21 protein-coding genes are annotated in these 22,892 nt (G+C 62.5%); 6 read left to right on the forward strand and 15 right to left on the reverse strand.

Annotation, left to right across the window (positions count from 1 at the left end):
- Positions 1-82 precede the first annotated feature (82 nt).
- Both AC0L2C_RS09615 and AC0L2C_RS09620 read right to left on the reverse strand, forming a co-directional pair.
- Positions 83-1,105: a phosphoribosyltransferase gene (locus AC0L2C_RS09615; protein WP_353842973.1), complete on the reverse strand. Its 1,023-nt coding sequence runs from the start codon at positions 1,103-1,105 to the stop codon at positions 83-85.
- Between the two features lie 38 nt (positions 1,106-1,143).
- Positions 1,144-2,640, reverse strand: coding sequence for a lipopolysaccharide biosynthesis protein (locus tag AC0L2C_RS09620; RefSeq protein WP_353682530.1), 1,497 nt, complete (start codon positions 2,638-2,640; stop codon positions 1,144-1,146).
- 206 nt (positions 2,641-2,846) lie between these two features.
- On the opposite strand from AC0L2C_RS09620, the gene AC0L2C_RS09625 reads away from it, so the two are divergent.
- The 6 genes from AC0L2C_RS09625 to AC0L2C_RS09650 all read left to right on the forward strand — a co-directional run bounded on the left by AC0L2C_RS09625 (position 2,847) and on the right by AC0L2C_RS09650 (position 10,537).
- Positions 2,847-4,016 carry a glycosyltransferase family protein gene (locus AC0L2C_RS09625; RefSeq protein ID WP_287239117.1) on the forward strand — a complete coding sequence of 390 codons (1,170 nt, stop codon included), beginning with the start codon at positions 2,847-2,849 and terminating at the stop codon, positions 4,014-4,016.
- Between the two features lie 25 nt (positions 4,017-4,041).
- Positions 4,042-5,040 carry a glycosyltransferase family 2 protein gene (locus AC0L2C_RS09630; protein WP_287239118.1) on the forward strand — a complete coding sequence of 333 codons (999 nt, stop codon included), beginning with the start codon at positions 4,042-4,044 and terminating at the stop codon, positions 5,038-5,040.
- Positions 5,040-5,990: a glycosyltransferase family 2 protein gene (locus tag AC0L2C_RS09635; RefSeq protein ID WP_473523250.1), complete on the forward strand. Its 951-nt coding sequence runs from the start codon at positions 5,040-5,042 to the stop codon at positions 5,988-5,990. The genes AC0L2C_RS09630 and AC0L2C_RS09635 overlap by 1 nt, the downstream gene beginning before the upstream one ends.
- Entirely contained in the window at positions 5,980-6,948 is a 969-nt protein-coding gene (locus AC0L2C_RS09640) for a glycosyltransferase family 2 protein (protein ID WP_287239120.1), read from the forward strand. The genes AC0L2C_RS09635 and AC0L2C_RS09640 overlap by 11 nt, the downstream gene beginning before the upstream one ends.
- A 58-nt stretch (positions 6,949-7,006) precedes the next feature.
- Positions 7,007-7,903, forward strand: coding sequence for a UTP--glucose-1-phosphate uridylyltransferase (locus AC0L2C_RS09645; protein WP_023796734.1), 897 nt, complete (start codon positions 7,007-7,009; stop codon positions 7,901-7,903).
- A 252-nt stretch (positions 7,904-8,155) separates the two neighbouring features.
- Entirely contained in the window at positions 8,156-10,537 is a 2,382-nt protein-coding gene (locus AC0L2C_RS09650) for a polysaccharide biosynthesis tyrosine autokinase (protein WP_287239122.1), read from the forward strand.
- A gap of 291 nt (positions 10,538-10,828) precedes the next feature.
- Here AC0L2C_RS09650 and AC0L2C_RS09655 read toward each other — a convergent pair whose 3' ends face one another.
- The 13 genes from AC0L2C_RS09655 to AC0L2C_RS09715 form a co-directional block, all read right to left on the reverse strand.
- Positions 10,829-11,914 (reverse strand): acyltransferase family protein, encoded by a 1,086-nt coding sequence (locus AC0L2C_RS09655; protein ID WP_128168338.1) that lies wholly within the window; start codon positions 11,912-11,914, stop codon positions 10,829-10,831.
- A gap of 132 nt (positions 11,915-12,046) precedes the next feature.
- On the reverse strand, positions 12,047-13,954 hold the full coding sequence (locus tag AC0L2C_RS09660) for a propionyl-CoA synthetase (protein ID WP_473523251.1): 1,908 nt from the start codon (positions 13,952-13,954) through the stop codon (positions 12,047-12,049).
- A 197-nt stretch (positions 13,955-14,151) separates the two neighbouring features.
- Positions 14,152-15,138, reverse strand: a complete 987-nt coding sequence (gene dhaK / locus AC0L2C_RS09665; RefSeq protein ID WP_128168336.1) for a dihydroxyacetone kinase subunit DhaK — start codon at positions 15,136-15,138, stop codon at positions 14,152-14,154.
- A 35-nt stretch (positions 15,139-15,173) separates the two neighbouring features.
- Entirely contained in the window at positions 15,174-15,605 is a 432-nt protein-coding gene (locus AC0L2C_RS09670) for a hypothetical protein (RefSeq protein WP_473523252.1), read from the reverse strand.
- A gap of 8 nt (positions 15,606-15,613) precedes the next feature.
- Positions 15,614-17,200, reverse strand: coding sequence for a phosphoenolpyruvate--protein phosphotransferase (ptsP, locus tag AC0L2C_RS09675; protein WP_128172945.1), 1,587 nt, complete (start codon positions 17,198-17,200; stop codon positions 15,614-15,616).
- Entirely contained in the window at positions 17,184-17,486 is a 303-nt protein-coding gene (locus AC0L2C_RS09680) for an HPr family phosphocarrier protein (RefSeq protein WP_473523253.1), read from the reverse strand. Before AC0L2C_RS09680 ends, ptsP begins: the two co-directional genes overlap by 17 nt.
- Before the next feature lie 21 nt (positions 17,487-17,507).
- Entirely contained in the window at positions 17,508-17,897 is a 390-nt protein-coding gene (gene dhaM, locus AC0L2C_RS09685; RefSeq protein WP_027151568.1) for a dihydroxyacetone kinase phosphoryl donor subunit DhaM, read from the reverse strand.
- Entirely contained in the window at positions 17,894-18,496 is a 603-nt protein-coding gene (gene dhaL / locus AC0L2C_RS09690) for a dihydroxyacetone kinase subunit DhaL (protein ID WP_473523292.1), read from the reverse strand. Before dhaL ends, dhaM begins: the two co-directional genes overlap by 4 nt.
- A gap of 83 nt (positions 18,497-18,579) precedes the next feature.
- Positions 18,580-19,599: an ABC transporter ATP-binding protein gene (locus AC0L2C_RS09695; RefSeq protein WP_023796724.1), complete on the reverse strand. Its 1,020-nt coding sequence runs from the start codon at positions 19,597-19,599 to the stop codon at positions 18,580-18,582.
- Positions 19,592-20,704 carry an ABC transporter ATP-binding protein gene (locus AC0L2C_RS09700; protein WP_023796723.1) on the reverse strand — a complete coding sequence of 371 codons (1,113 nt, stop codon included), beginning with the start codon at positions 20,702-20,704 and terminating at the stop codon, positions 19,592-19,594. Before AC0L2C_RS09700 ends, AC0L2C_RS09695 begins: the two co-directional genes overlap by 8 nt.
- A gap of 3 nt (positions 20,705-20,707) precedes the next feature.
- Positions 20,708-20,914 carry a hypothetical protein gene (locus AC0L2C_RS09705; protein ID WP_473523254.1) on the reverse strand — a complete coding sequence of 69 codons (207 nt, stop codon included), beginning with the start codon at positions 20,912-20,914 and terminating at the stop codon, positions 20,708-20,710.
- The gene (locus AC0L2C_RS09710; protein WP_128168334.1) at positions 20,911-21,861 is read right to left on the reverse strand and encodes a carbohydrate ABC transporter permease; all 951 of its coding nucleotides are present in this window, start codon (positions 21,859-21,861) and stop codon (positions 20,911-20,913) included. The genes AC0L2C_RS09705 and AC0L2C_RS09710 overlap by 4 nt, the downstream gene beginning before the upstream one ends.
- Positions 21,858-22,805 (reverse strand): carbohydrate ABC transporter permease, encoded by a 948-nt coding sequence (locus tag AC0L2C_RS09715; protein ID WP_128183436.1) that lies wholly within the window; start codon positions 22,803-22,805, stop codon positions 21,858-21,860. Before AC0L2C_RS09715 ends, AC0L2C_RS09710 begins: the two co-directional genes overlap by 4 nt.
- Between the last annotated feature and the right edge of the window lie 87 nt (positions 22,806-22,892).

Below are 22,892 nucleotides of genomic sequence, written 5' to 3' on the forward strand. Positions count from 1 at the left end.
GCGTAGCGGTTTTGCGACAACGACCGCATAAAAAAAATTAAAGCGCGCGTCGCGTGACCCGCTTTAAGTCCCGAAACCGGGTTCAAGCCGGTCGTTTGACCCGGCTTTTGAGCGTCTCGTAACCGCGTTCGCCAAGCAGCGTGCGCGCGACGGTCTTGATTGCCGTCTTGCGCCCGTCAGGCGAACTGATCTGCCTTAACCTGCCCGGAAGGTTGCGCGCCGCCTGTCCAAGTGCCGGAAGTGACAGCGTGTCGGGATAAATTACCAGATGCGTTTCAACGCACAGCACCGGCTTGCCGGAAAGCTCGGCGATCTTGAGGGCCTGCTGGTGCTCGCTTTCGATGAACAGGATGGCATCGCATTTGCGGTAGAAATCGGCTTTGAAACTGCCATGCACGCCAAGCCGTTGCCGTTCTGCCTTGCTCGGCAGGTCAAGCATGATCAGCTTGTCGTATTCTATGCCGTGCTTTGCCAGCCATGCTTCGGTAAGCGCGCGGTATTTCTCGAGCCGGCTGGTGACGAGCCAGCCGATCTTGCGGGTCGGGCCAAACAGAGGCAGCGCTTCGCCCAGGAATTTCTCATAGGCGGGGCCGTCGTCGTTTTCTGCTTCGGTCGGGTCCAGGCAAAGCACGCCGTCAATGTCGACGCAGCTTTGCGCGAGGAATTTGTGGTGCATGAAGTTCCATTGGAACATCCTTGGATGCGGCACGACCTCGAGGACGATGTCGGTTTCCTCGTGTTGGGGCAGCAGGCCGAACACCGCGGCAAAGGTGAAGTCCGCCTTGATGCCGGCGGCCTCTACCCGGCTGCGCGCCTCTCTCATGGCAGCGCCGCCGCTGACGCTGTCGTCGATCACCAGGACCTTGCGCATATCGGTCGCCTGGCGGTCGAGCGCGGCGCGGCGTTTGGTGACGCCCGAAGAATAGATCTTTCCGGCCAGGAAACTGTCCAGGTCGGTCATCGGAATGTTCGCCGTCAGGCTGAGCAGGGTGGCGGCGAGAATGCCGCTTCGCGGGACCCCGACCACCAGGTCGATGTCGCGCGGCAACCGGTGAAGGTTCCTGACAATCGCGTCATTCATGTCGGAGATCGATCGGTAGTGCATGGGATCAGACCTGGTCCTCGTATGGATGTCCGTGCAAGTTACTTTGCCTCGCTTGGCGCTGCCTTAGGCGCCCGTGCCGGCAACAGTTTTAGGGCCTCCCGCAACGCCTCGCGGCCGGAAGCAAACGCCAGCGCGGTCATGACCGTGATCATGTAGGACAGCGCCACCGCGCTCGCCATCGCGAAGATGTGCTGTTGCGGCAGCAACGGCTTGGCGAACCAGATCGCGGCAAGCGCCAGATGCGCGCCAAGCACGAAGGGCGTTGCCGCGCGAAGCATATGGCTTGCCCGCAGCGGCCCGGTCTTTCCGATATACAGCCACAGAAAAGGCGTTCTGAGATACTCGCTGACCGCATAGGCGATCGCCACGCCCAGCGCGCCATAGGGCAGGCCGATCAGGAAGGCCAGCACCGACGTCAAGGCTGTTATGATGCCCCAGCGCATGAAATCGCCCGAGCGGCCCTGGCTGATGAAAAGCCATCCCGCCGGGTTGTTGAGCGGCTGCAGCAGCCCGGCAAAACCGAGCGCCAGGAAGATGCTGGAACTCTGCCGCCACTGCTCGCCGAGCACGAACGGTATCAGCACGTCGGCCATGGCGATGGCGAAGGCAACACCTGGAAGTGCGACCAGCAATATCAGCGGCATGACGCGAAGGTAAGCGCTGCGGTAGCGATCCGGCTCATCCTTCAGCCTGGAAAGAGCCGGCACCATGACCTTCGACAGCGGGTTGGTGATCTGGCTCAACGGAAACAGAAGCAGCTTGTAGGCGCGGTCGTAGAGTCCAAGCTGCGCTTCGCCCCAGTATTTTCCGATCAGCACATTGTCGAGATTTCGGGCAAAGAAGTTGGCGAAGTTGAACCCGGTGATGCCGGCGCCGAAATTGATCAGCTCGCTAATGCCGTTGACCTTGCGCGGGAGGCTGGGGCGCCATCGCGAGTTTGCCCAGTAGCAAAGCGTGGGCAGTACGGCTGCTGTCAGGGTGCCGGCAAAAAGCGCCCAATAGGAACGGTCTATGAAAGTCCAGGCGATCGATACGGCGAGGCCGACAATGGCACTTGCGACGTCGATGATGGCCAAGCGGGCGAACTGCATTCGGCGTGTCAGCAGCGCCAGATGCTGGGCGCCCAGCCCATAGGCTATGATCTGCAGCCCGAGTGCTGCCACCAGGCCTGACACCCGCGGTTCGCCATAGAAGGCGGCGACCAGAGGCGCCGCGCCGGCAAGCACGCAGGCGAGCAATGCGCTAACCGCGACATTGACCCAGAAGAGGTAATTGACCTCCTCATGCTTAATTCCGCTTTTCTGAATCGTCGCCTGGGTCAGGCCGAAATCCTGGAACAGCGCGATGAAAGCCAGCACAGGCGCGCACATCGCCACGACGCCGAAGTCCTGCGGCGAGAGCAGGCGCGACAGCACGATGACGGAGACGATCTGTGTCGCAACTCGCACCGATTGCGCCAAAGCCGTAATGATAGCGCCGCGTCCGACCGATCTGCGGAGAGAGCCCTCTGGCGGGTCGAATGCATTGGCTTGCAAATTCAGGGTCCCTGATTTCGTGCCGGTCCCGGAGTCCCGACCCATGCCCGATGCTGCCACCAAACTACGGCAATAATTTTGCAGCGCAACAAAAAACGTCGACACAAAAAACGTCCATCCCTGCTATGCTGCACCAAAAATGTTGCGATGCAGCACGAGCTGTACTAAGGATTCTTTCGGGTGGGCCAACAGCGGTCGAGTTTTTCATGCTGCATGTCTTGTACTTGGTGCACGACGTCTCCGACCCGGCAGTGCGCCGGCGGATCATAATGCTCAAGGCAGGCGGCGCCCAGGTCACACTGGCAGGCTTTCGCCGGTCAGCAAGCCCGATCGCCGAGGTCGAGGGCTTGCATCCGATCGATCTTGGCGCAACGCGCGATGGGCGATTCGCCCAGCGGCTGGCAGCGGTCACCAAGGCGGCGGTTTCGATCGGGTCGAAACTCGGTTCGATGCCCAGACCCGACCTCATCATCGCGCGCAATCTGGAAATGCTGGCGCTTGCCCGGCGTGCCAAATCGGCATTCCAGGCAACCGTGCCGATCGTCTATGAGTGTCTCGACATCCATCGCCTGATGCTTCGCGACGATTTTCTGGGCAAGGCGATGCGCGGCGCGGAGCGCTATCTGGCCAGGGATGTAAAGCTGCTGGTCACCAGTTCGCCGGCCTTCATCGCAAACTATTTCAAGCCGTTCGGGCAGATTGCCGCGCCGGTCGAACTGCTCGAAAACAAATATTTCGAGCCTGCCGCGGTTTCGCTGAATGATCGCACGGCGGCGGAGCCCGTCGCTCCGCCTTGGCGGATCGGCTGGTTCGGCGCGCTCCGATGCCGCCGCTCCCTGGAACTGCTGGCCGAATTTTCCCGGCGACACGAGGGCCGCTTCGAAATCATCCTCAGGGGCCGTCCGGCGCTTTCCGAATTTCCGGATTTCCACGGTTTCGTCGAATCTGAGCCCTGGCTCTCGTTTGGCGGACCCTATCGGAATCCCGAAGATATGGCGACGATCTACCGTGAGGTTCATTTTTCCTGGGCCATCGATTTTTTCGAGCAGGGGCTGAATTCTGAATGGCTGCTGCCCAACCGCCTCTACGAGGGCTGCCGCTTCGGCGCCGTGCCGATCTCGATGGGCCACACCGAAACCGGCCGGTTCCTCGACCAGCAGGGGATCGGTGTTCTCTTGCCTCAAGCCACTCCCGAGGCACTCGAGGCTGCCTTGGGCGAGTTGGAGGAGCATCGTTTCGGGAAATTGCGGGCGCGTGTTCTTGCCCGCAATCCGCGAACCTGGAGCCACGATCGCAGCGATTGCCGGGCGCTTGTCGAAAAGCTTCGCGGGTTGACGGCCGTGCCCGATTCATATGCTGCCAAGGCACTGGCTTAGGATGGTTATGGATGGACATGGGCCGATGATGCAGACCAAAATTCTTCCGTCCGGCCTGATCGTGATTCCGTGCCTGAACGAAGCGGCTCACATCGGCGCGCTTGTTCATGAGCTTCGCCCGGCGGCCGAGAGGCTCGGCGCCCGGATCATCGTTGCCGATGGCGGCAGCACGGACGGCACAAGGGCGATCGTCGAGGAGATCGCCGGGAAGGATCCGCGGATCATCCTTCTTCACAACGAAAAGCGCCTCCAGAGTGCGGCGATCAATCTCGCCGTGGCCAGTTATGGCGAAGGGGCTGAATATGTCATTCGCGTCGACGCGCATGGCGGCTATCCCCCGGATTATTGTGATCGGCTGGTCGAGGAGGCGCGGATCACCGGCGCGGATTCGGTCGTCGTCTCCATGCTGACCAGCGGCAGCGGTATGGTGCAGAAAGCGGTGGCGGCTGCACAGAATTCCAAGCTCGGCACTGGCGGTTCCAAGCACCGGCATCTCTCAGTGGGAGAGTGGGTCGATCACGGCCACCATGCGCTGATGCGAATATCAGCCTTCAAGGCGGTTGGCGGCTATGACGAGACGTTCAGCCACAACGAGGATGCGGAACTCGACTACCGGCTGCGCAAGGCCGGTTGCCGGATCTGGATGAGCGGCAAGACGCAAATGATCTATTACCCGCGCTCGTCGCTCGCCGACCTCTATTTCCAGTATCTCGGCTATGGCCGCGGCCGGGCAAAGAACATTCTCAAGCACCGCATGATGCCGAAGGTCCGGCAGATGGTGCCGCTTCTGGTGTTCCCAGTCGTCATTTTCGCGGCTTTTTCCTTCGTGCATTGGCTGGCGATCACGCCGCTGCTGGTGTGGGCGTCGGTCTGTCTCGGTTATGGCGCGTGGACCGCCATCAGCCAGCGCAATCCGGACAATGCGCTTGCCGGGATTTCGGCGATGGTCATGCATTTCGGCTGGTCCGTCGGTTTCTGGCTGCAACTGCTTGGACCGCGATTGCAACGTAGAAGGGTGGCGTGATGGGTGTGGCCGAAAAAAACCGCAGCGTCGACGTCTGCGTCTGCACGTTTAGGCGGCCGGAGCTTGCCGACACGCTTCGCTCGGTAGCCGCCCTGGACGTGCCTTCGGGATTCGACATCCGCGTCATCGTCGCCGACAATGATGACGGGCCAACGGCCGAACTGCTGGTGGCGACGCTGGCGGAGACGCTGAAGCTGCCGATCAGCTATCGTCATTGCCCGGCACGCAACATCTCAATCGCCCGCAATACTTGCCTCGACGCCAGCACGGCGGATTTCGTCGCCTTCCTCGACGATGACGAAACGGCATCGTCGAGATGGCTCGTCGAACTGGTTGCAACGGCGGACTTGAGTGGCGCTGCCGCCGTGCTCGGGCCAGTGCGGGCGCGCTATCGGCCGGATGCGCCCAACTGGATGCGCCGCGGCGATTTTCACTCCACACTGCCCGTCTGGGTGGGCGGCGAGATCCGCACCGGCTACACCTGCAACGTCCTGCTCAGAATGGGCGCCGACAGCCTCCGCGGCCGGCGATTCAGCCTGGCGCGTGGCCAGACCGGCGGCGAGGACACCGAATTCTTCGACCACATGGTCAAGGCCGGCGGTCGCATCGCCTTTTCGCCGCAGGCCTGGGTCGATGAAGTGGTGCCGCGCGCCAGGGCGGCCTTCGACTGGCTCCGTCGCCGCCGGTTCCGCGTCGGGCAGACGCATGGGCACCTGCTGGGGCGCGACGCGCATGGCCTCGCGCTGGTCAGGCAAGTCGGCCTCGCCTCGGCAAAGGCGGTTTTTTGTTTCGCATCGGCAATCCCGGTCGCCATCAGCCCCGTGCGCAGGAACCGCAGCGTGCTTCGCGGCATCATGCATGTCGGCGTCGTGAGCGGTCTTGTCGGCGTGCGTGAAATCCGCCAATACGGCCTTCCCTCGTCGCAGGAAGGGGGCAAGCGTGCAGCCTGACGTCACCTTTGTCATTGCCGCCTACAATTCGGAGCTGACCATCGAGCGGGCGATCGCCAGCGCCATCGCCCAGCGCGGTGTCAGCGTGGAGGTGATCGTCGTCGACGACCAGTCGCGCGACCGGACGCTCGATCTGGCGCAATCCTACCCCGAAGACATCGTGCGCGTCGTCGCACTTAAGCAAAACCGCGGTCCAGGCGGCGCCAGGAATGTAGGCCTTGAGCTTGCCCGCGGCAGGTGGGTGGCGGTCCTCGATTCCGACGACGCCGTCTATCCCGGGCGGATCTGCACTATGATTGACCGCGCCGAGAAAGCGGGCGCCGCGATCGCAGTCGACAATCTCCAGGTCGTTCGCGAGGACGGTGTTGCCGAAGAGACGATGTTCCCTGCCGACTATCTCGAGGGTTTGAGCGAAATCTCGCTGGCGGACTATATTGCTGGCAATGTGGTCTTCGAATCCAGGTTCAATCTCGGCTATCTCAAACCGATCTTCCAGCGCCGGTTTCTGAACGAAAACGGGCTTCGCTATGACGAAAGTCTGATCATCGGCGAGGACTACATCTTGCTGGCCAGTGCTCTGGCCAAGGGCGGCAAGTGCGTGGTCGAGCCGACGACCGGCTATGTCTACCATATCCGGACCGGCTCCATTTCCCGCGTGCTCGAACCTCATCACGTCGAGGCAATGCGTAAGGCCGACCTCGTTTTCGCCAGAACCCATTCGATGGACGCAAAGGCCGCAGCCGCTTTCGCAAGGCGCACGCGCAGCCTGCGCAAGGCGGCGTCGTTCCTTTCTCTGGTCCAGCACATCAAGGCGCGATCCCCACTCAAGGCAGTGTGGACGGCGCTCAGCGATCCGGCGGCGGTTTGGCATATGGGCATGCCGATCGCCGTTCGGCTGCGAAGGGTGGCGGCGCAATTTGCCGTGGGTGCGGGGGAGGTGAAGGGTGCAGGCAGCTGAAAAATAGTTTTCGCGGCCTGCGACAGGTTGAAGTCGATCTCCTCAGAAGGAATATGCAATGAAGAAAGTCAGGAAGGCAGTCATACCGGTAGCGGGGCTTGGAACGCGATTCCTGCCGGCGACCAAGTCGATGCCGAAGGAAATGCTGCCGGTCGTCGACAGGCCTGTCGTGCAATATGCGGTGGACGAGGCGTTCGAAGCCGGCATCGAGCACATTGTCTTCGTGACGGGCCGCAACAAGGCGGTCATCGAGGATTATTTCGACCTGCATCCAGAATTGATCGGAACTTTGGAGCAAACCGGCAAGACGGCGCAGCTTCAGGCGCTGGAAAGCCTGCTTCCCGTGGCTGGTGCGACGAGCTTCATCCGGCAGCAGTCACCGCAAGGTCTGGGCCATGCGGTATGGTGCGCCCGGGAAGTCATCGGCGACGAGCCCTTCGCATTGCTGTTACCGGACATGGTGTCCTTCGGCGGTCGCGGATGTCTCGCTGAAATTGCGGACCTCTATGCGCAGACCGGCGGAAACGTCATCGCCGTCGAGCGCTGCGACCCGACCGAGACCAGCAAATACGGCATCGTCGGCTGCGGCGCCGATGTCGGCTCGGGCTTCGAGGTCACCGCCATGGTCGAAAAGCCGGCTCCGGCGAATGCGCCGTCGAACTACTACATCAACGGCCGCTATATCCTGCAGCCTGAAATATTCGGGCTGCTCGGCAATCAGCAGCGCGGCGCCGGCAATGAGATCCAACTGACCGACGCCATGGTCCGCCTTGCGCAAAGCCAGGCTTTCTTCGCGCAGCCCTTCAACGGCCGGATGTTCGATTGTGGCTCGAAGGAAGGGTTCATCCAGGCCAATGTCGCCTTCGCGCTGGCGCGCGACGACATGAAGGGACCGATCTTCGAGATGCTTCAGGAGTTCGTCCGGTTGCATGAGCGCCGGGTGGAAGCCGCATAAAGCCCATTTTTTGGGAGCAAGCATATGAATGGTGACGCAAGACATGCCGATATGTTTGACTGCCCAGGTCTCGCGGTGGCTGGCATGAAGCTTGCGTTGGGCATATGCTGATGCTCCCGCTCTAGCGCCTGCAAACGAGAGCAGCGGACCCGAGTGGAGACAGGAAAATCCGCGGCTCAAACAAAAATAGAGCGGCGGCGCGTTCGACTTGAGAGACCGCCGCTCTAGATGCAAACTTGAATTGGACCGAAGATGAATTATGCCAATTTTCCTCTCGACAAGAGGAAACCATTGCCGAGTTCGGACCCAGTCAGCGCCGACGATTTCATCGATGTCGAGCGCCTGCTCGGCATGGCAGCAAGGCAGGCAAAGGTGGTTGCGGCATGCGCTGCCATCGGACTTTTTCTGGGCGTGCTCTATTTGCAGACCACGCCTTCCACCTACATGGCGACGAGCCGTGTGCTGATCGATGAAGGATTGAACAAGGTCGTTGACGAGGTCTCGGCGGCGTCGGTCAGCATGCAGACCGACTCCGCCATTCTGAGCCAGATCGAAATACTCCACTCGGCGAGACTGGCGGCGGTGGTCGTCGACAAGCAGAAGCTCGATCAGAACGACGCTTTCATGAACCCTCCGACGTCGGCCGTGTCGAAGGCTGCCGGTTTTGTGCGCGGCGTGGTCCGGTATTTCCGTCCCAATCCCGCCGTGGGTACGGCCGACGTTACTCAGCTTGACCCGGCGACGCGTGACGCGATGATTGCCTCGTCGCGGCGCGATTACGCAATCCTCAAACTGCAGGACGAGGTGCAAGCCGAGCGCATCGGTCGAAGCTATGTGATCTCCATCGCCTACCAGGCCACGGACCCCGCACTTGCGACCGCGGTCACCAAAGCCTATGCCGACGCCTATCTCGCCGATCAGCTCGATGCGAGCTTCGATGCGACCGAGCGGGCGGCGGTCTGGCTGCAAGGTCGGCTGACGGAGCTTCGCGAAAGCTCCCAGGCAGCGGCGCTCGCCGTCGAGAAGTTCAGGGCCGAACATGGGCTGGCCGTCGATGACGGCCAGTTGATCAGTGACAAGCAACTGTCGGACCTCAATGGCCAGCTCATTGAGGCGCAGGCCGACACCGCCCGCGCCAGCGCCCGCTACCAGCAATACAAGTCGATCGTCGAAAGCGGTTCGGACAACGCATTCAGGGACGCCGCGATATCCGCCGACCAGCCGAGCAACTCGATCATTTCAACGCTCAAGACCCGCTATCTCACTGTCGCCAAGCGGCAGCAGGATATCGAAGCCAATTTCGGGGCTGAGCATCCCCAGGCGGTCGCACTTGCCAAGGAAAGGGCCGACATATCGGCGCAGATATTCGGCGAGCTGAAGCAATTGACCGAAAGCTACCGCAACGAATACGAAGTCGCTCTCGCGCGCGAGACGGCGCTCCGTGCAAATGTCGCGTTAGCGGCTGGCAAGAGTTCCATCGACAACCAGTCGCAGGTCAAGCTGCGCGAACTGGAGCAGAAGGCAACGGCGCTCTCGACGCTCTATCAAACGTTCCTTGGCCGCTACGAGGAAGCCTCCCAGCAGCAGTCCTTCCCGGTCGGCAAGATCCGCGTCATCTCGGACGCGACGCTGCCGAAGTCCGCGGCAACCCCGCGCACGTCCATAGTGCTGGGACTTTCGCTCGTGCTTGGCGTGATGTTGGGAGCCGGGGTTGGTGGCCTGAATGAGTTCAGGGAGCGGTTCTTCAGGACCGGCGAAGACGTTCGCGATCGCGTCGGCCTCAAATTCCTTGGCTACCTGCCGATCATTGGCAGCAAGGTCGCCAAGGACGACAAGCGCGATGACGGTCAGGCGGATATCAAAACCGCCCAATCAGCGTCGGCGGCTGAAAGACGCGCGCGCATGCGGGTGAGCATCGACGCCCCGGCATCGATGTTTTCCGAGACGCTGCGCAGCGCCAAGATTGCCTTCGACGTGGTGATGGAAGGGCAAGGCAGCCGGGTCATCGGCGTGATCTCGGTCCTTCCCGGCGAGGGCAAGTCGACCGTGGCGGCGAATCTGGCCGGATTGCTTGCCGCCAACGGGTCGAAAACGCTGCTGGTGGACGGCGACCTGCGTAACCCCGGCCTCAGCCGCAGCCTTGGCATGGAAGCCGAGCAAGGCCTGATGGAAGCGGTGGTGAGCGGGCAGACCTGGCAGTCCGTCGGCAAGATCGACCGGCAGACCAAGCTGGCGATCGTCCCCGCCGTACCGCGCGGTCATTTCTCGCACACAAGCGAGCTTCTGTCGTCGGCCGGGATGCGGCGTTTCATCGACAATGCCAAGGAGACCTTCCAGTACATCGTCGTCGATCTGCCGCCGCTCGGCCCCGTGGTCGATGCCAAGGCCTTTGCGCCGCTTGCCGACGGCTTCGTGCTCGTGACCGAGTGGGGGCGCACGCCGCGTGCGATGGTGCAATCCATATTGAGTTCGGAATCCTATATCGCCAACAAGATCGTCGGCGTCGTCCTCAATAAGGTCGATTTGAAGAAGCTGGCGAAGTATGGATCGATCGGCGGCTCGGAAAAATTCTTCGACAGATATTCGTCATACTATCTGGAGAAGTCGGAAGCGCGGACGAAGGTGAACAGCTGAGGCCGGTCTGTAGGACCGGCAGATCGTCGTCTTGCGCCGTCAGGCCGATACCGGGCCGAGGCCGTCGTGAGCGAAGACGTATGCCCCTCGAACAGACCATGACCGGCAGCCTTTGCACGAGCCGGTAGGGTCGGGAATGACGTTCCTTAGGGTGCCAGTCGATTTCCTCGCTTGATCAGTAGAGGTCGCCGAGCCGCGACGGGTCGTGCAAAAGCGTGCGCCGTGCTTTGTGCCGGACATTTCACCGTAGGACATTTGCAGCCAGGAACCGGCGTGACAACGCTGGCGCGTTTACGCCGCCGCCTTGAGACGGTAGCGGAAGATGGTGTGGTCGAGCAGAAGCCGGATGCGCGGTTCGGCCTCGATCGCAATCAGCCAGCTCGCGGCGATCATGGTCGCCCCGACGATGACCACCGAAAGCAGGTATGGCACTCCCGCACGCATCAAGGCGCCGAGAATGGCTGCGCCGACGACATTATGGATCAGATAGAGAGGGTAGGTCATCAGGCCGATCCGGCGCCAGCCGCGCCAGGACAGGTCGAGCCGTAACGACCACGCCATCAGCGCCATGGCAGCGAGGAACAGGACGACCGGCGGCCCGTAGGGCATCGCGGCTTCGACCTTGATGCTGCGGACGTCGACAGCACTTATGATCTGCAGCACGCCGCCGGCCAGGAACAAGGCGCAGAAGACAAGGCGGGCGGGCGTCACTGCCTTGAAACGCATCAGCCAGAACAGCACACCTGTCGCGAAAAAACATCCGTGATGCACCAGGAGCAGGTCGAGCCAGCGCGCCTCGGCAAGGTCCGTCCAGTCGAATGGATAGTACAGGCACCAGAAAAGCGTGCTGATAGCGCCGAGCGCAACTGCCACCGCTTCCATCAGGTCGAAGCGGCCGAGCCGCAGCAGGATCCAGACGATGGCGTAAAAGGCGATCTCGATGCCAAGCGTCCAGTAGACGCTGTCGACCCAGGGGTTGAACGGAACGAACAGGGCGGTGCGTATGAGCGTGGTGACTGCGTCCGTCGGCCAACTGAGATCGACGAGAAGCAGCACCATCGCGGTGACCGGCGCACAGATCCAGACGGCCGGCGCCAATCGTTTCACCCTTGCCTCGAAAAACCGCAGCGGTGTGGAATGCTCGGCGCTGAAGGCGATGACGAAGCCGCTGATGACGAAGAATATCTGGACGCCGACCCATCCGAATTGGACCAGTCCGCCTATTTCCGGATGCGGCGGGATGCCGCCCGTCGCACGCGCCGAAACGCCCTCGGGGAACGCCCACACCCAGAAGCCGTAGTGGTAGACCATCACGATGACAGCGGCGACAAAACGCAGGATGTCGACGCCGCCGAATGTTGTTTTTTGCTGAGCCATGCCGTGCCTTCGGAATGGCCCCCCACGCAAAGGTTTAAGGGCTATTGCTGCATTGCACAACAGACGATTGCAGTGCAGGATGAATTCGTATTCGTCCGAAGCCGCGATCCGCCTGCCGCGCTCCGAAAGCAGCTAAAGCCCGATTCCGCGTCCCTTCAGCGCTGCGGTGATTTCGTCGAGAATGACCGGATCGTCGATGGTCGCCGGCATTGTCCAGTCTTCCTTGTCGGCAATCTTCTGCATGGTGCCGCGCAGGATTTTGCCGGAGCGCGTCTTGGGCAGGCGCTTGATCGTGACCACCGTCTTGAAGGCGGCGACCGGGCCGATCCGCTCGCGCACCAGCGTGACCACCTCGGTCTCAATAGTGGCGCTGTCACGCGTGACACCGGCATTCAGCACGACGAAGCCGAGCGGAACCTGGCCCTTCATCGCATCTGCGACGCCGACGACAGCGCACTCGGCAACGTCCGGATGCGCGGCCAGCACCTCCTCCATGGCGCCGGTCGACAGTCGGTGGCCGGCGACATTGATGATGTCGTCGGTGCGGGCCATCACGAACAAATAGCCGTCCTCGTCCATCATGCCGGCATCCGCCGTCTTGTAGCAGCCGGGGAATTCCTCGAGATAGGCTTGGCGAAACCGGTCATCGGCATTCCATAGCGTCGGCAGGCAGCCGGCCGGCAGCGGCAGCTTGACCACGACATTGCCCAACGTGCCGCGCGGCACTTCGTGGCCGGCATCGTCGAGCACACGGATGTCGTAGCCGGGCATCGGCACTCCGGGCGAGCCGTATTTCACCGGCAGTAGCCCTAATCCGGCTGGGTTGATCGTCATCGGCGAGCCCGTCTCGGTCTGCCACCAATGGTCGATAACCGGCACGTTCAATTTCTGCTCCGCCCATTTGATGGTTTCCGGATCGGCGCGCTCGCCGGCGAGGAACAGCGTGCGGAATTTCGACAGGTCGTATTTCGGGACGAATTCGCCCTTGGGGTCCTGTCCCTTGATGGCGCGGAATGCGGTCGGCGCGGTGAACAGCGCGACCACGCCATGCTCTGATATCACCCGCCAGTAGGTGCCGGCGTCGGGCGTACCGACCGGCTTGCCCTCGAACAGGACGGTCGCGCAGCCATGCAGCAGCGGGCCGTAGACGATGTAGGAATGGCCGACCACCCAGCCGACGTCGGAAGCCGCCCAGAACACCTCACCCGGCTTGACGCCGAACTCGTTCTCCATCGACCATTTCAGCGCAACCATGTGGCCGCCATTGTCGCGCACGATGCCCTTGGGCTGGCCGGTCGTTCCGGACGTGTAGATGATGTAGAGCGGGTCGGTGGCGAGCACCGGAACGCAGTCGACATTGGCGCCCGCGGCCCGCTCGCGGGCGACGGCGTCGGCATAGTCGATGTCATGGTTCTCCTCTAGCTCGCAGCGCAGCTGATCGCGCTGCAGGATGAGGCAGGCTTCGGGCTTGTGCCGCGACATCTCGATCGCCTTGTCGAGCAGCGGCTTGTAGGCGACGACGCGCCCGGGCTCCAGGCCGCAAGAGGCGGAAATGATCAGCTTCGGTCTGGCGTCGTCGATGCGTGTGGCGAGCTCGTGCGAAGCAAAGCCGCCGAAGACGACCGAATGCACGGCGCCGATACGGGCGCAGGCAAGCATGGCAAACGCAGCTTCCGCCACCATCGGCATGTAGATGATGACCCGATCGCCTTTTTGGACGCCGCGGTTCTTCAGCACCGACGTCAGCGCGACCACCTCGCGTTTCAATTCGGCATAGGTGAATTTCCTGACCGTGCCGGAAATCGCGCTGTCATGGATCAGCGCGATCTGATCGGCGCGGCCACCCGCCACGTGGCGGTCGACGGCGTTGAAGCAGGTGTTGCAGGAGGCGCCGCCAAACCAGCGCCCATAGACGCCGGCATTCGCATCGAAGACCGTTTCGAACGGCGAGAACCAGTCGATGGCCTTGGCCGCATCCGCCCAGAATTTTTCCGGATCGCGTTTCCAGCCGTCATAGACCTCGTGGTAGCGTGACGCCATCCAGCTTTCTCCCAGGAATGTTTCTGTCCTTGGAAATAGCGTATGCTGTTTTTGCAAGCACGTGCAAATTCGTCTTGGCGACCTCGCTTTGGTCGAAATGGACGTGACCGCCGCGTTATCGCCGCAACCGGCCAGGTCGTAGAAAGCGCCTGCTTGCTTAATACTGTTGCTATAGCCGTGGCGCGGTGTTGGCCGTGCTACATCCCCCGGCGCAGCGCAGCCGTATGCACCGGTGCGTCCCACAATGCGGTCGTCTCATCGTCGAACATGGTCAGCGTGATCGAGCAGCCGGCCATGTCGAGCGATGTCACATAGGACCCGACCAGTGAACGGGCGACCGTCACGCCGTTTTTCTCGAAGATTTTCCGGGCGCTGTTGTACATCAGGTAGAGCTCCATCAGCGGCGTGCCGCCGAAGCCGTTGACGAAAAGCAGCGCCGGGCCTTTTGCCCTGTCACCGAGATCGCCAGATATCGCCGCGCAGATCTCCTCGGCGATGGCGTCGGCGCTCTTCAATGCGTCGCGGCGGCGCCCGGGTTCGCCATGGATGCCGACGCCGAATTCCATTTCGCCGTCGCCGATATCGAAGGTCGGCCTGCCGGCGGCCGGTACGGTGCAACTGGTCAGCGCAACGCCCATCGAGCGCGTCGCGCCATTGATGCGTTCGCCAAGCGCCTTCAACGGCTTCAGCGCCATGCCTTGCTCGGCCGCGGCGCCGAGGATCTTCTCGACCACCAGCGTGCCGGCAACGCCGCGTCGGCCAGTGGTGTAGGAGGAGTTCTCGACCGCGACGTCGTCATTGGTCACCACTTGCATCACACCCTCCGACATTTCAGCAGCCATGTCGAAATTCATCACGTCGCCCTCGTAGTTCTTGACGATGAACAGGCAGCCGGCACCGGTGTTGACCGCCTCCGCGGCCGCCATCATCTGGTCCGGCGTCGGCGAGGTGAACACCTGGCCGGGGCAGGCGGCATCCAGCATGCCATGCCCGACCAGCCCGCCATGCAGCGGCTCGTGGCCAGAGCCGCCCCCGGAAATCAGCGCTACCTTGCCGGGCTTGAGTGTCCTGCGGCGCACGAATTTATGCTCGTCGCCAAGCACAAGGATGTCGGCATGGGCGGCAACGAAGCCGTCGAGGCTTTCGGTCAGCACCGTGTCCACAGAATTCAGAAACTTCTTCATGGCCGTCTCTCCCGAAATAGCTGAACGTGGCGCGACTATGTCCCGCCCTTGCCGGCGATGCTGGTGATCTTCTGGATGAAATCGTTGACCGCCCTGTCGAGCGCCGCGTTCTGTTTGTCGTCGCCGAAATCGGGAACGATCAGCGAAACATGCCGCGTCTTGCGAATGCCGGATGCCAGCGACATTTTTCCCGGATGCGCCTGATGGTAGGCGGCAAGAAAATGGTCGCGTTCGGCCGGGCTGAAATGGCAGACGGCGAAAATAGCCGGCAAATGTTTTGACGGGATCGGGATCGAGTAGGCCGGACTGGAAATCTGGGTGACGAAGCTGCGATGCTTGCCCAACGCGTCGGCGAGGCGCTGGCGCATGCCGGACGGGCGCTGGTCGAGGACCTGCGACAGGATCGTCTTATAGGCGCGGATCGCCTCTTCGGAACCGGCTTCAGGCGTCTTCTTGGTTTCGGCCATGCCGGTGCCTAGATCGAGACGTCCGCAATGGCCACCTTGGCCATTGCGAGCTGGGCGGGAACCACGGAAAGGTCGCGCAGACCGGCCTCAATCAGCGCCGGGATCGCCGCAGGATCGCCGCCGGCGTCGCCGCACAGGCTGACCGGAATCTTTTGCGCGCGGCCGAACGCCGCAACCGAGGCGATCAGCCGAAGCACGGCCGGGTTCCTGATCGAATTGAGATGCGCGACCGAGGCATTGTCGCGCGCCGCCGCCATCACATACTGGGTCAGGTCGTTCGAGCCGATCGAGAAGAAGGCGACCTCGGCAAACGCCTCAGGAGCGATCGCCACCGACGGCACCTCGACCATGATGCCGAGCGGCGGCATTTTTTGCGCGACGCCGCGCGCGGCAAGCGCGGCCTGCTCTTCGGCGAAGAGCGCGGCTGCTCGCTGATACTCGTCCCACACGGCGACCATCGGGAACATCACCTTGAGATTGCCATGCAAGGCGGCGCGCAGCAGCGCCCTGATCTGCACCCGAAAAACCTCCGGTCTCGCCAGCGATAGCCTGATGCCGCGCAGGCCGAGAAACGGATTACCCTCCTCGACGGTGAAACCCGGCACCGGCTTGTCGCCGCCGGCGTCGATGGTGCGGATGGTCACCGGTCTGTCGCCGGCCCATTCGAGCACCTTGCGGTAGGCGCGATACTGCGATTCCTCGTCCGGCAGCGTCTTGCCGAACAGGAACTCGGTCCGCATCAGCCCGACGCCATCGCAGGTCGAGACATCGATACCGTCGACATCGGACGGATCGGCGATGTTGACCTGCACCCGCACCGCAGTGCCGGCTTTCGTCACCGCCGGCCGAGCCAAAAAAGTTTCCGCCCTGTCGCGACGTGCCGCGAAAGACGACGACGATTGCCGGAACGCCTCGACCTCTGCCCTTGTTGGCCTCAACACGATGCCGCCGTGCTCGGCATCGAGCAGGGCGACGCCGGCAAGATCAGCCGGCGAAGCACCGAGCCCCACGATCATAGGCACGCCGCGCGAGCGCGCCAGCATGGCGACGTGGCTGGCGGTACTGCCCGCCTTCAGCGCAATGCCGCCGCCGGCGCTCCAGTCGGTTTCGAGAAAGCGCGTCGGCGCGATGTCCTCGCCGTAGAAGATGGCGCCTGTCGGCGCGGCAGCCGCGCTGTCCGCTGTCAGCGCGCGAAGCACCTGGTCTCTGATGTCGCGCATGTCGGCGGCGCGTGCCCGGAAATAATCCTGATCCGACGTTTCATAGCCGACAATTTCGGCGTCAAGCGCCTGCCGCCATGCCGCATCGGCCGGCTGGCCGGCGGCAATCGCGGCAAAGGCCGGGCCGGTCAGCGCATCGTCCTCCAGCATGGCGAGCTGGAATTCGAGAATGTCGGCGGCATCGCCGTCGGTTGCCTGGATCAGCTTGGCAAGCCGGCCTGTCGCTGTGCCGATTGCCGTTTCGAGCGCGAGCCTCTCGTCAGCGGCGGTCGCTTTACCTTTATAGCGCGCGACGACCGGGTCAAGGTTGAACAGCGGCCCTTCGGCATAGCCGGCCGAAGCCGGGATCCCCTGCAGCTTAAGCGGTTCGGGCATGGTCCACGCCCTCGTCGAAGTCGCGCCGCACCAGTTCGACGAGCGCGCCGACCGCCTCGCCGGCATCGTCGCCCTTGGCTCTGATATGCAGCACCGTGCCTTTCGGCGCCTTGGCCGCCATCACCTTGACGATGCTCTTGGCGTCGAACCAAGGACCGTTGGCGGCGAGCGCAACTTCGACTTCGGCCGAAAACGTCTTGGCGAGCTTGGTGAATTTCACCGAAGGGCGCGCATGCAGGCCGACCTCATGGGTGATCAGAACGGTGGCTTCTGCGGATGCGGACATTGAGTCAAAATTCCTGTTCATTCACGATGGCGACAATTCGTGTGCCGTCGCCACCACTTCCCTGAGCGAGGCGCCGCCGGACGCCTCCGTCGCCGCCATCACCGCGCCCTCGACGATCGGCGCGTTGCAGACGATGATCTTGTGCGCGCGCGGCTCGCCGATCATCTCGACCGCCATCTCGCTGTTGGTTTCGGCGCCGCCAAGATCGACAAGTATAGCGACACCTGCCTCCGACCAGGCCTTGTCGATCGCGCCCATGATCGCCTCGACATTGGTTCCCAGCCCGCCATGGCCGTTTCCGCCGCACCATGCAAGCGGCACTTCGTCGCCGACCATCTGGCGCACCATGTCGGCCGTGCCCTCGGCGACCAGCGGTGAATGCGATACGATGACGATGCCGACATTGCTCATGCTTGCCCCTCGATGGTCTCGGTGACAGTCCGCACCAGAAGCGCGGTCGAGCGTGCCCCGGCATCCATATGGCCGATGGAGCGGTCGCCGAGAAACGAGGCGCGCCCGCGCAAGGCCTTCATCGGCACGGTGGCATCGGCAGCACTGTCCGCGACATCGGCGATTTCCGATCCGGTCTTTCCCTGCAGCAGGGCGTCATGAACCGGTTGCAGCACGTCGAGCATGGTCTTCTGCCCGACCTGCGACTTGCCCCTGGCTGCCACCGCCTCGATCGCCTTGCCGAACGCCGACATCAGGTTGGCGCGATCCGGCTCTACGGAAATTTCCTTGCCGAGCGCCATGAACAGCGTCCCGAACAAGGGGCCCGAAGCCCCGCCGACGGTCATTACCAGCTTGGTGCCGATCGCCTTCAGAGCGTCCGGCAGCGGCTTTGTCGCGAACGTGTCCGCCTCGGCGCGCACTGCCTCGAAGCCGCGCTTCATGTTCAGCCCATGGTCGCCGTCGCCAATTGCCTGGTCGAGCTTAGTCAGCTCTTCGGCGTGAGCGGCAATCGTGTCGGCGGTGACTGATATCAGCGTCTTCAGGTCAAGCTTGTCCATCGTCCCGGTCTTGTCCAGTGTCGCAGTCTTGTCCAGTGACCCGCTCTTTTCCAGTATCCCGTTCTTTTCCAATGTCCCGGGGCTCATCGGTTTGCAATCCTGTTTCCGGCCTGGTCGAAGAACAGCGGCGCCCGGTAGCGGATAATCACCCTGTCGCCTTTTTCCAATTGGATGTCGGGTTCGGTCAGCGTCACCAGCTTTCTGCTTCCCACCGTCACATGCAGGTGGTTCTGGTCGCCCAGATGCTCGACCCAGTTAACAACGCCGTCGGCGGGGCCATTCGATGCCTTGCCGATCGACAGATGTTCTGTACGCGCGCCGATCGTTTTGGTTCCCGCCGGCATGTCGCCATCCGGCAGCAGGCCGGTCGGCAGCAGATTGATCGCCGGCTGGCCGAGCCTTGCGGCTACATGAACGTTTGCCGGCTCCGAGTAGATGGTGCGTGGCGTGCCGATCTGCGCCAGCACGCCGTCGGCGAGAATGCCGATGCGATCGGCCATCGTCATCGCTTCGATCTGGTCGTGCGTGACATAAAGCATGGTGGCGCCGACCTCGGCCTGGATGCGCTTCAGTTCGAGCCGGAGATCGGCGCGCAGCTTGGCATCGAGCGACGACAGCGGCTCGTCCATCAGATAGATCGAGGGCTTGCGCACCAACGCGCGCCCGATGGCGACGCGCTGCATCTCGCCGCCGGAAAGTTTGGTGGAGCGGTTGTTCAGCTTGTGGTGGATACGCACCATCTTGGCCACATCCTCGACGCGGCGGCGCACCGAGTCCTCGCTCAGCCGCCGCGCAGGCGAGCGCAGCGGAAAGGCCAAATTGTCGAAGACCGACAGATGCGGATAAAGCGAATATTGCTGGAAGACGAAGGCGGTGTCGCGCTCGGCCGGCGACAACATTGTCGCATCGCGGCCGCCGATATGGATCGAGCCCGTATCCGGCCGTTCCAATCCGGCGATAAGTCTGAGCGTCGTCGTCTTGCCGGCCCCGGTCGGGCCGAGCAGCACGACGAATTCGCCGTCGGCGACGTGCAGATCGAGAGTGTCCACGGCGACATGTTCGCCGAAGCTCTTGGTCACGCCTTTGATCTGCACGTCAGCCATGATGCGCTCTTCCCTGGGAAGCCCCGTCATGGATTGCGGTTCGCACCGCGCGGCCGGAGCCCTTCTCGAAAAGCGACAGCCGTGCGCTGCTCAGCGCCAGGCCGACATGGTCGCCCGCATTGAGCCGGATTTCGGCCGGCACCCGCGCCTTGATGATGCCGCCGGATGTCTCCACCGCAACGATCTGCGTGGTGCCGAGATACTCGGTGCTATAGATGGCGCCGCGCAGCTTCGAAGCGTCGTCGAAGCGGATGTGTTCCGGTCGGATGCCGAGCGCCATGTCGGCCGGCGCGATGTCCTCGCGCACCTCCGGCACTGCCACCTTGGCGCCTTGCACCAAAATCTCCTTGGCGCCCTTTGAAAGCCCGCCGCCGAAGCCGAGAAAATTCATCGGCGGCGAGCCGATGAAATCGGCGACGAACATCGTCGCCGGCCGGTCATAGATTTCGCGCGGCGTGCCGAACTGTTCGATTACGCCGTGGTTCATAACCGCGATCTTGTCGGCCATCGACATCGCTTCCATCTGGTCATGCGTGACATAGACCGTGGTGGCGTGGATGCGGTTGTGCAGTTCGCGCAGTTCATGCACCATGAGATCGCGGAACTCGGTGTCGAGCGTGCCGAGCGGCTCGTCCATCAGGAAGCATTTTGGCCGCCGCACGATGGCGCGGCCGAGCGCCACGCGCTGGCGATCGCCGCCGGCAAGACCGGAGACCGATTTGTTGAGCAGATGGTCGATGCGCAACAGCTTCGCCGTCTCTTCGACGCGCCGGCGGATTTCGATGCCTGGCGTGCCCTGCGCCAGCAGCGGGAAGCCGATGTTCTTGCGCACGTTCATATGCGGATAGAGCGCGAACAGCTGGAAGACGAAGGCGATGTCGCGCTCGCGGGCACGCCGCATGGTAACGTCCTCGCCACCGAGCAGGATCTTGCCGCCGGTCGGCAGTTCGAGCCCGGCAATCATGCGCAACGTCGTCGTCTTGCCGCAACCCGACGGCCCCAGCATGACGAAGAACTCGCCATCCCCGACGACGAAGTTGGAATCCTGCACGGCGACGAAATCGCCGAATGCCTTTCTCAGATGCTCGACCCTGATCTCCGCCATCGTCTACTCCGGAAACTTCGAGACGATGATGAACATCGCCGTGCCGGCCAGCATGGTGATGAACGAATAAGTGTAGAGCGACAGCGCGAACGGCTGGAACAGCATCAGGAAGCCAATGGCAATGATCACCGTGGCGATATTCTCCATCAATCCGCGCCTCGCCCAGACCGGCCAGCGCGACTTGCGTTCTGCGGGTTGGGTCATGCTCATTTGCGCACCGCGCCGAAAGTGATGCCGCGCAGCAACTGCTTGCGAAGCAGGATGGTGAACACCAGGATCGGCACCAGGAAGATCGTCGTGCCCGCGGCGACCGCCGGCCAGTCCTGGCCGCCTTCGCCGATGATGGTCGGGATGAAGGGCGGTGCGGTCTGCGCCGTGCCCGAGGTCAGCAGTGCGGCGAAGGCATATTCGTTCCAGGCGAAGATCAGGCAGAAGATGGCGGTCGCGGCAATGCCGGTGGTCGCCTGCGGCAGCACGGTGCGCCAGAAGGCCTGCAGCCGCGTATATCCGTCGATCATCGCCGCTTCTTCGTACTCGCGCGGGATTTCGTCGATGAAGCCCTTCAGCAGCCACACGGCGAGCGACACATTGACCGCCGTATAGAGCAGGATCATGCCGAGCGCGGTGTCCGACAGGCCAATCTCGCGATACATCAGGTAGATGGGAATAGCGACCGCGATCGGCGGCATCATGCGCGTCGACAGGATGAAGAACAGCAGGTCGTCGGCCAGCGGCACCTTGAAGCGCGAGAAGCCATAGGCCGACAATGTGCCGAGGAACACCGCGCAAAAGGTCGAGCCGAAGGCGATGATCAGCGAATTGACGAAGCGCGGCATGAAGTTGGACGGGCCGGCGATCACCATGTTGCGCTTGCGCACTGTCTCATCGCAGACGCCCGTCGCCGGTCCCAGCGAGTTGATGTATTCCGGTGTCTGCCGGGTGCGGGTCGAGAACAGATTGCAGTAGCCCTCGAGGCTCGGCTGGAACAGGATCTTTGGCGGATAGGCGATCGAGTCCGGCGGCGTCTTGAAGCTGGTGGCGAAGATCCACAGCAGCGGCACGATCGAGATCAGTGCGTAAAGCACGATGATCGTGCCGGCGACGCGTTTCGACGTGGCCGAGGGTGCGACGACCGAATGGGCTGACGTCAGGCTCATCTCTGCTTCACCTTGTTGAGCGCCTTGACGTAGATGTTGGCCAGCCCGAACACCGCAACGAACAGGATGATAGCGAAGGCTGAGGAATAGCCCGTCCGCCAGCTTTCGAAAGCCTGCCGCTTCAGCGTGATCGAGGCGACCTCGGTGGTCGATCCTGGTCCGCCGCCGGTCAGGAGGTTGACCATGTCGAACATCTTGAAGTTCTCGATGCCGCGGAACAGTACCGCCAGCATGATGAAGGGCAGCGCCATCGGCAGCGTGATCGACCAGAACTGCCGCCAGTTGGAGGCGCGGTCGACCTCGGCCGCCTCATAGATGTATTCGGGGATCGAGCGCAGGCCGGCGAGACAGATCAGCATCACGTAAGGCGTCCACATCCAGGTGTCGACGATGACGATCGACCACGGCGCCAGCGACACGTTGGAGAGCATGCCGATCTGCGTTGCCGGAATGCCGGTGACGAACGAGATGGCATAGGCGAACAGCCCGATCTGCGGCTCGTAGAGGAAGCGCCAGAAATTGCCGACCACTGCCGGCGACAGCATCATCGGCACCAGAATGATGGTCGTCCAGAAGGCGTGGCCGCGAAACTTTCTATCGATCAGCCAGGCCAGGGTAAAACCGATCAGTGTCTGCAGCAGGATGGTCCAGAACACGAAATGCGCCGTCGTCTGCATGGCGATCCAGATGTCCTGGTCGCCGAGGATGCGCTTGTAATTGGCAAGGCCGACATTCCTGACCACCTCGTTCGGACGGTTGGCGCGGTAATTGGTGAAGGACAGATAGATCGCCCAGAACAGCGGGAAGATGTTGACGGCGAGCAGCAACAGGATCGTCGGCGAGATGAACAGCCAGGCGAGGCCCTTGTCGCTGATGCCCCGGACCTTGCGGGCCAACGGCTCAGGCGTAGCCCGGGCAACGCTGTCCGCAGTCCGATTGAGCATGGTCAGTCCCGCTTCGGTCACTTGGGTCGTCTCGACAGTGGAATTTATCTGAGCTGTGTCCCGTGCCAAGGGTGGCACGGGACACGC

The sequence above is a fragment of the Mesorhizobium sp. WSM4845 genome, assembly GCF_055811455.1.

Excerpts from the sequence above, each read along its gene's own strand:
- AC0L2C_RS09680 (WP_473523253.1), bottom strand. The coding sequence starts at position 17,486 with ATGTCCGCATCCGCAGAAGCCACCGTTCTGATCACCCATGAGGTCGGC.
- AC0L2C_RS09650 (WP_287239122.1), top strand. The coding sequence starts at position 8,156 with ATGAATTATGCCAATTTTCCTCTCGACAAGAGGAAACCATTGCCGAGT.
- AC0L2C_RS09670 (WP_473523252.1), bottom strand. The coding sequence starts at position 15,605 with ATGGCCGAAACCAAGAAGACGCCTGAAGCCGGTTCCGAAGAGGCGATC.
- AC0L2C_RS09625 (WP_287239117.1), top strand. The coding sequence starts at position 2,847 with ATGCTGCATGTCTTGTACTTGGTGCACGACGTCTCCGACCCGGCAGTG.
- dhaM (WP_027151568.1), bottom strand. The coding sequence starts at position 17,897 with ATGAGCAATGTCGGCATCGTCATCGTATCGCATTCACCGCTGGTCGCC.
- AC0L2C_RS09645 (WP_023796734.1), top strand. The coding sequence starts at position 7,007 with ATGAAGAAAGTCAGGAAGGCAGTCATACCGGTAGCGGGGCTTGGAACG.
- AC0L2C_RS09655 (WP_128168338.1), bottom strand. The coding sequence starts at position 11,914 with ATGGCTCAGCAAAAAACAACATTCGGCGGCGTCGACATCCTGCGTTTT.
- AC0L2C_RS09700 (WP_023796723.1), bottom strand. The coding sequence starts at position 20,704 with ATGGCGGAGATCAGGGTCGAGCATCTGAGAAAGGCATTCGGCGATTTC.
- dhaL (WP_473523292.1), bottom strand. The coding sequence starts at position 18,496 with ATGGACAAGCTTGACCTGAAGACGCTGATATCAGTCACCGCCGACACG.
- AC0L2C_RS09695 (WP_023796724.1), bottom strand. The coding sequence starts at position 19,599 with ATGGCTGACGTGCAGATCAAAGGCGTGACCAAGAGCTTCGGCGAACAT.
- AC0L2C_RS09615 (WP_353842973.1), bottom strand. The coding sequence starts at position 1,105 with ATGCACTACCGATCGATCTCCGACATGAATGACGCGATTGTCAGGAAC.
- AC0L2C_RS09705 (WP_473523254.1), bottom strand. The coding sequence starts at position 20,914 with ATGAGCATGACCCAACCCGCAGAACGCAAGTCGCGCTGGCCGGTCTGG.
- AC0L2C_RS09635 (WP_473523250.1), top strand. The coding sequence starts at position 5,040 with ATGGGTGTGGCCGAAAAAAACCGCAGCGTCGACGTCTGCGTCTGCACG.
- ptsP (WP_128172945.1), bottom strand. The coding sequence starts at position 17,200 with ATGCCCGAACCGCTTAAGCTGCAGGGGATCCCGGCTTCGGCCGGCTAT.
- AC0L2C_RS09715 (WP_128183436.1), bottom strand. The coding sequence starts at position 22,805 with ATGCTCAATCGGACTGCGGACAGCGTTGCCCGGGCTACGCCTGAGCCG.
- AC0L2C_RS09710 (WP_128168334.1), bottom strand. The coding sequence starts at position 21,861 with ATGAGCCTGACGTCAGCCCATTCGGTCGTCGCACCCTCGGCCACGTCG.
- AC0L2C_RS09630 (WP_287239118.1), top strand. The coding sequence starts at position 4,042 with ATGATGCAGACCAAAATTCTTCCGTCCGGCCTGATCGTGATTCCGTGC.
- AC0L2C_RS09660 (WP_473523251.1), bottom strand. The coding sequence starts at position 13,954 with ATGGCGTCACGCTACCACGAGGTCTATGACGGCTGGAAACGCGATCCG.
- dhaK (WP_128168336.1), bottom strand. The coding sequence starts at position 15,138 with ATGAAGAAGTTTCTGAATTCTGTGGACACGGTGCTGACCGAAAGCCTC.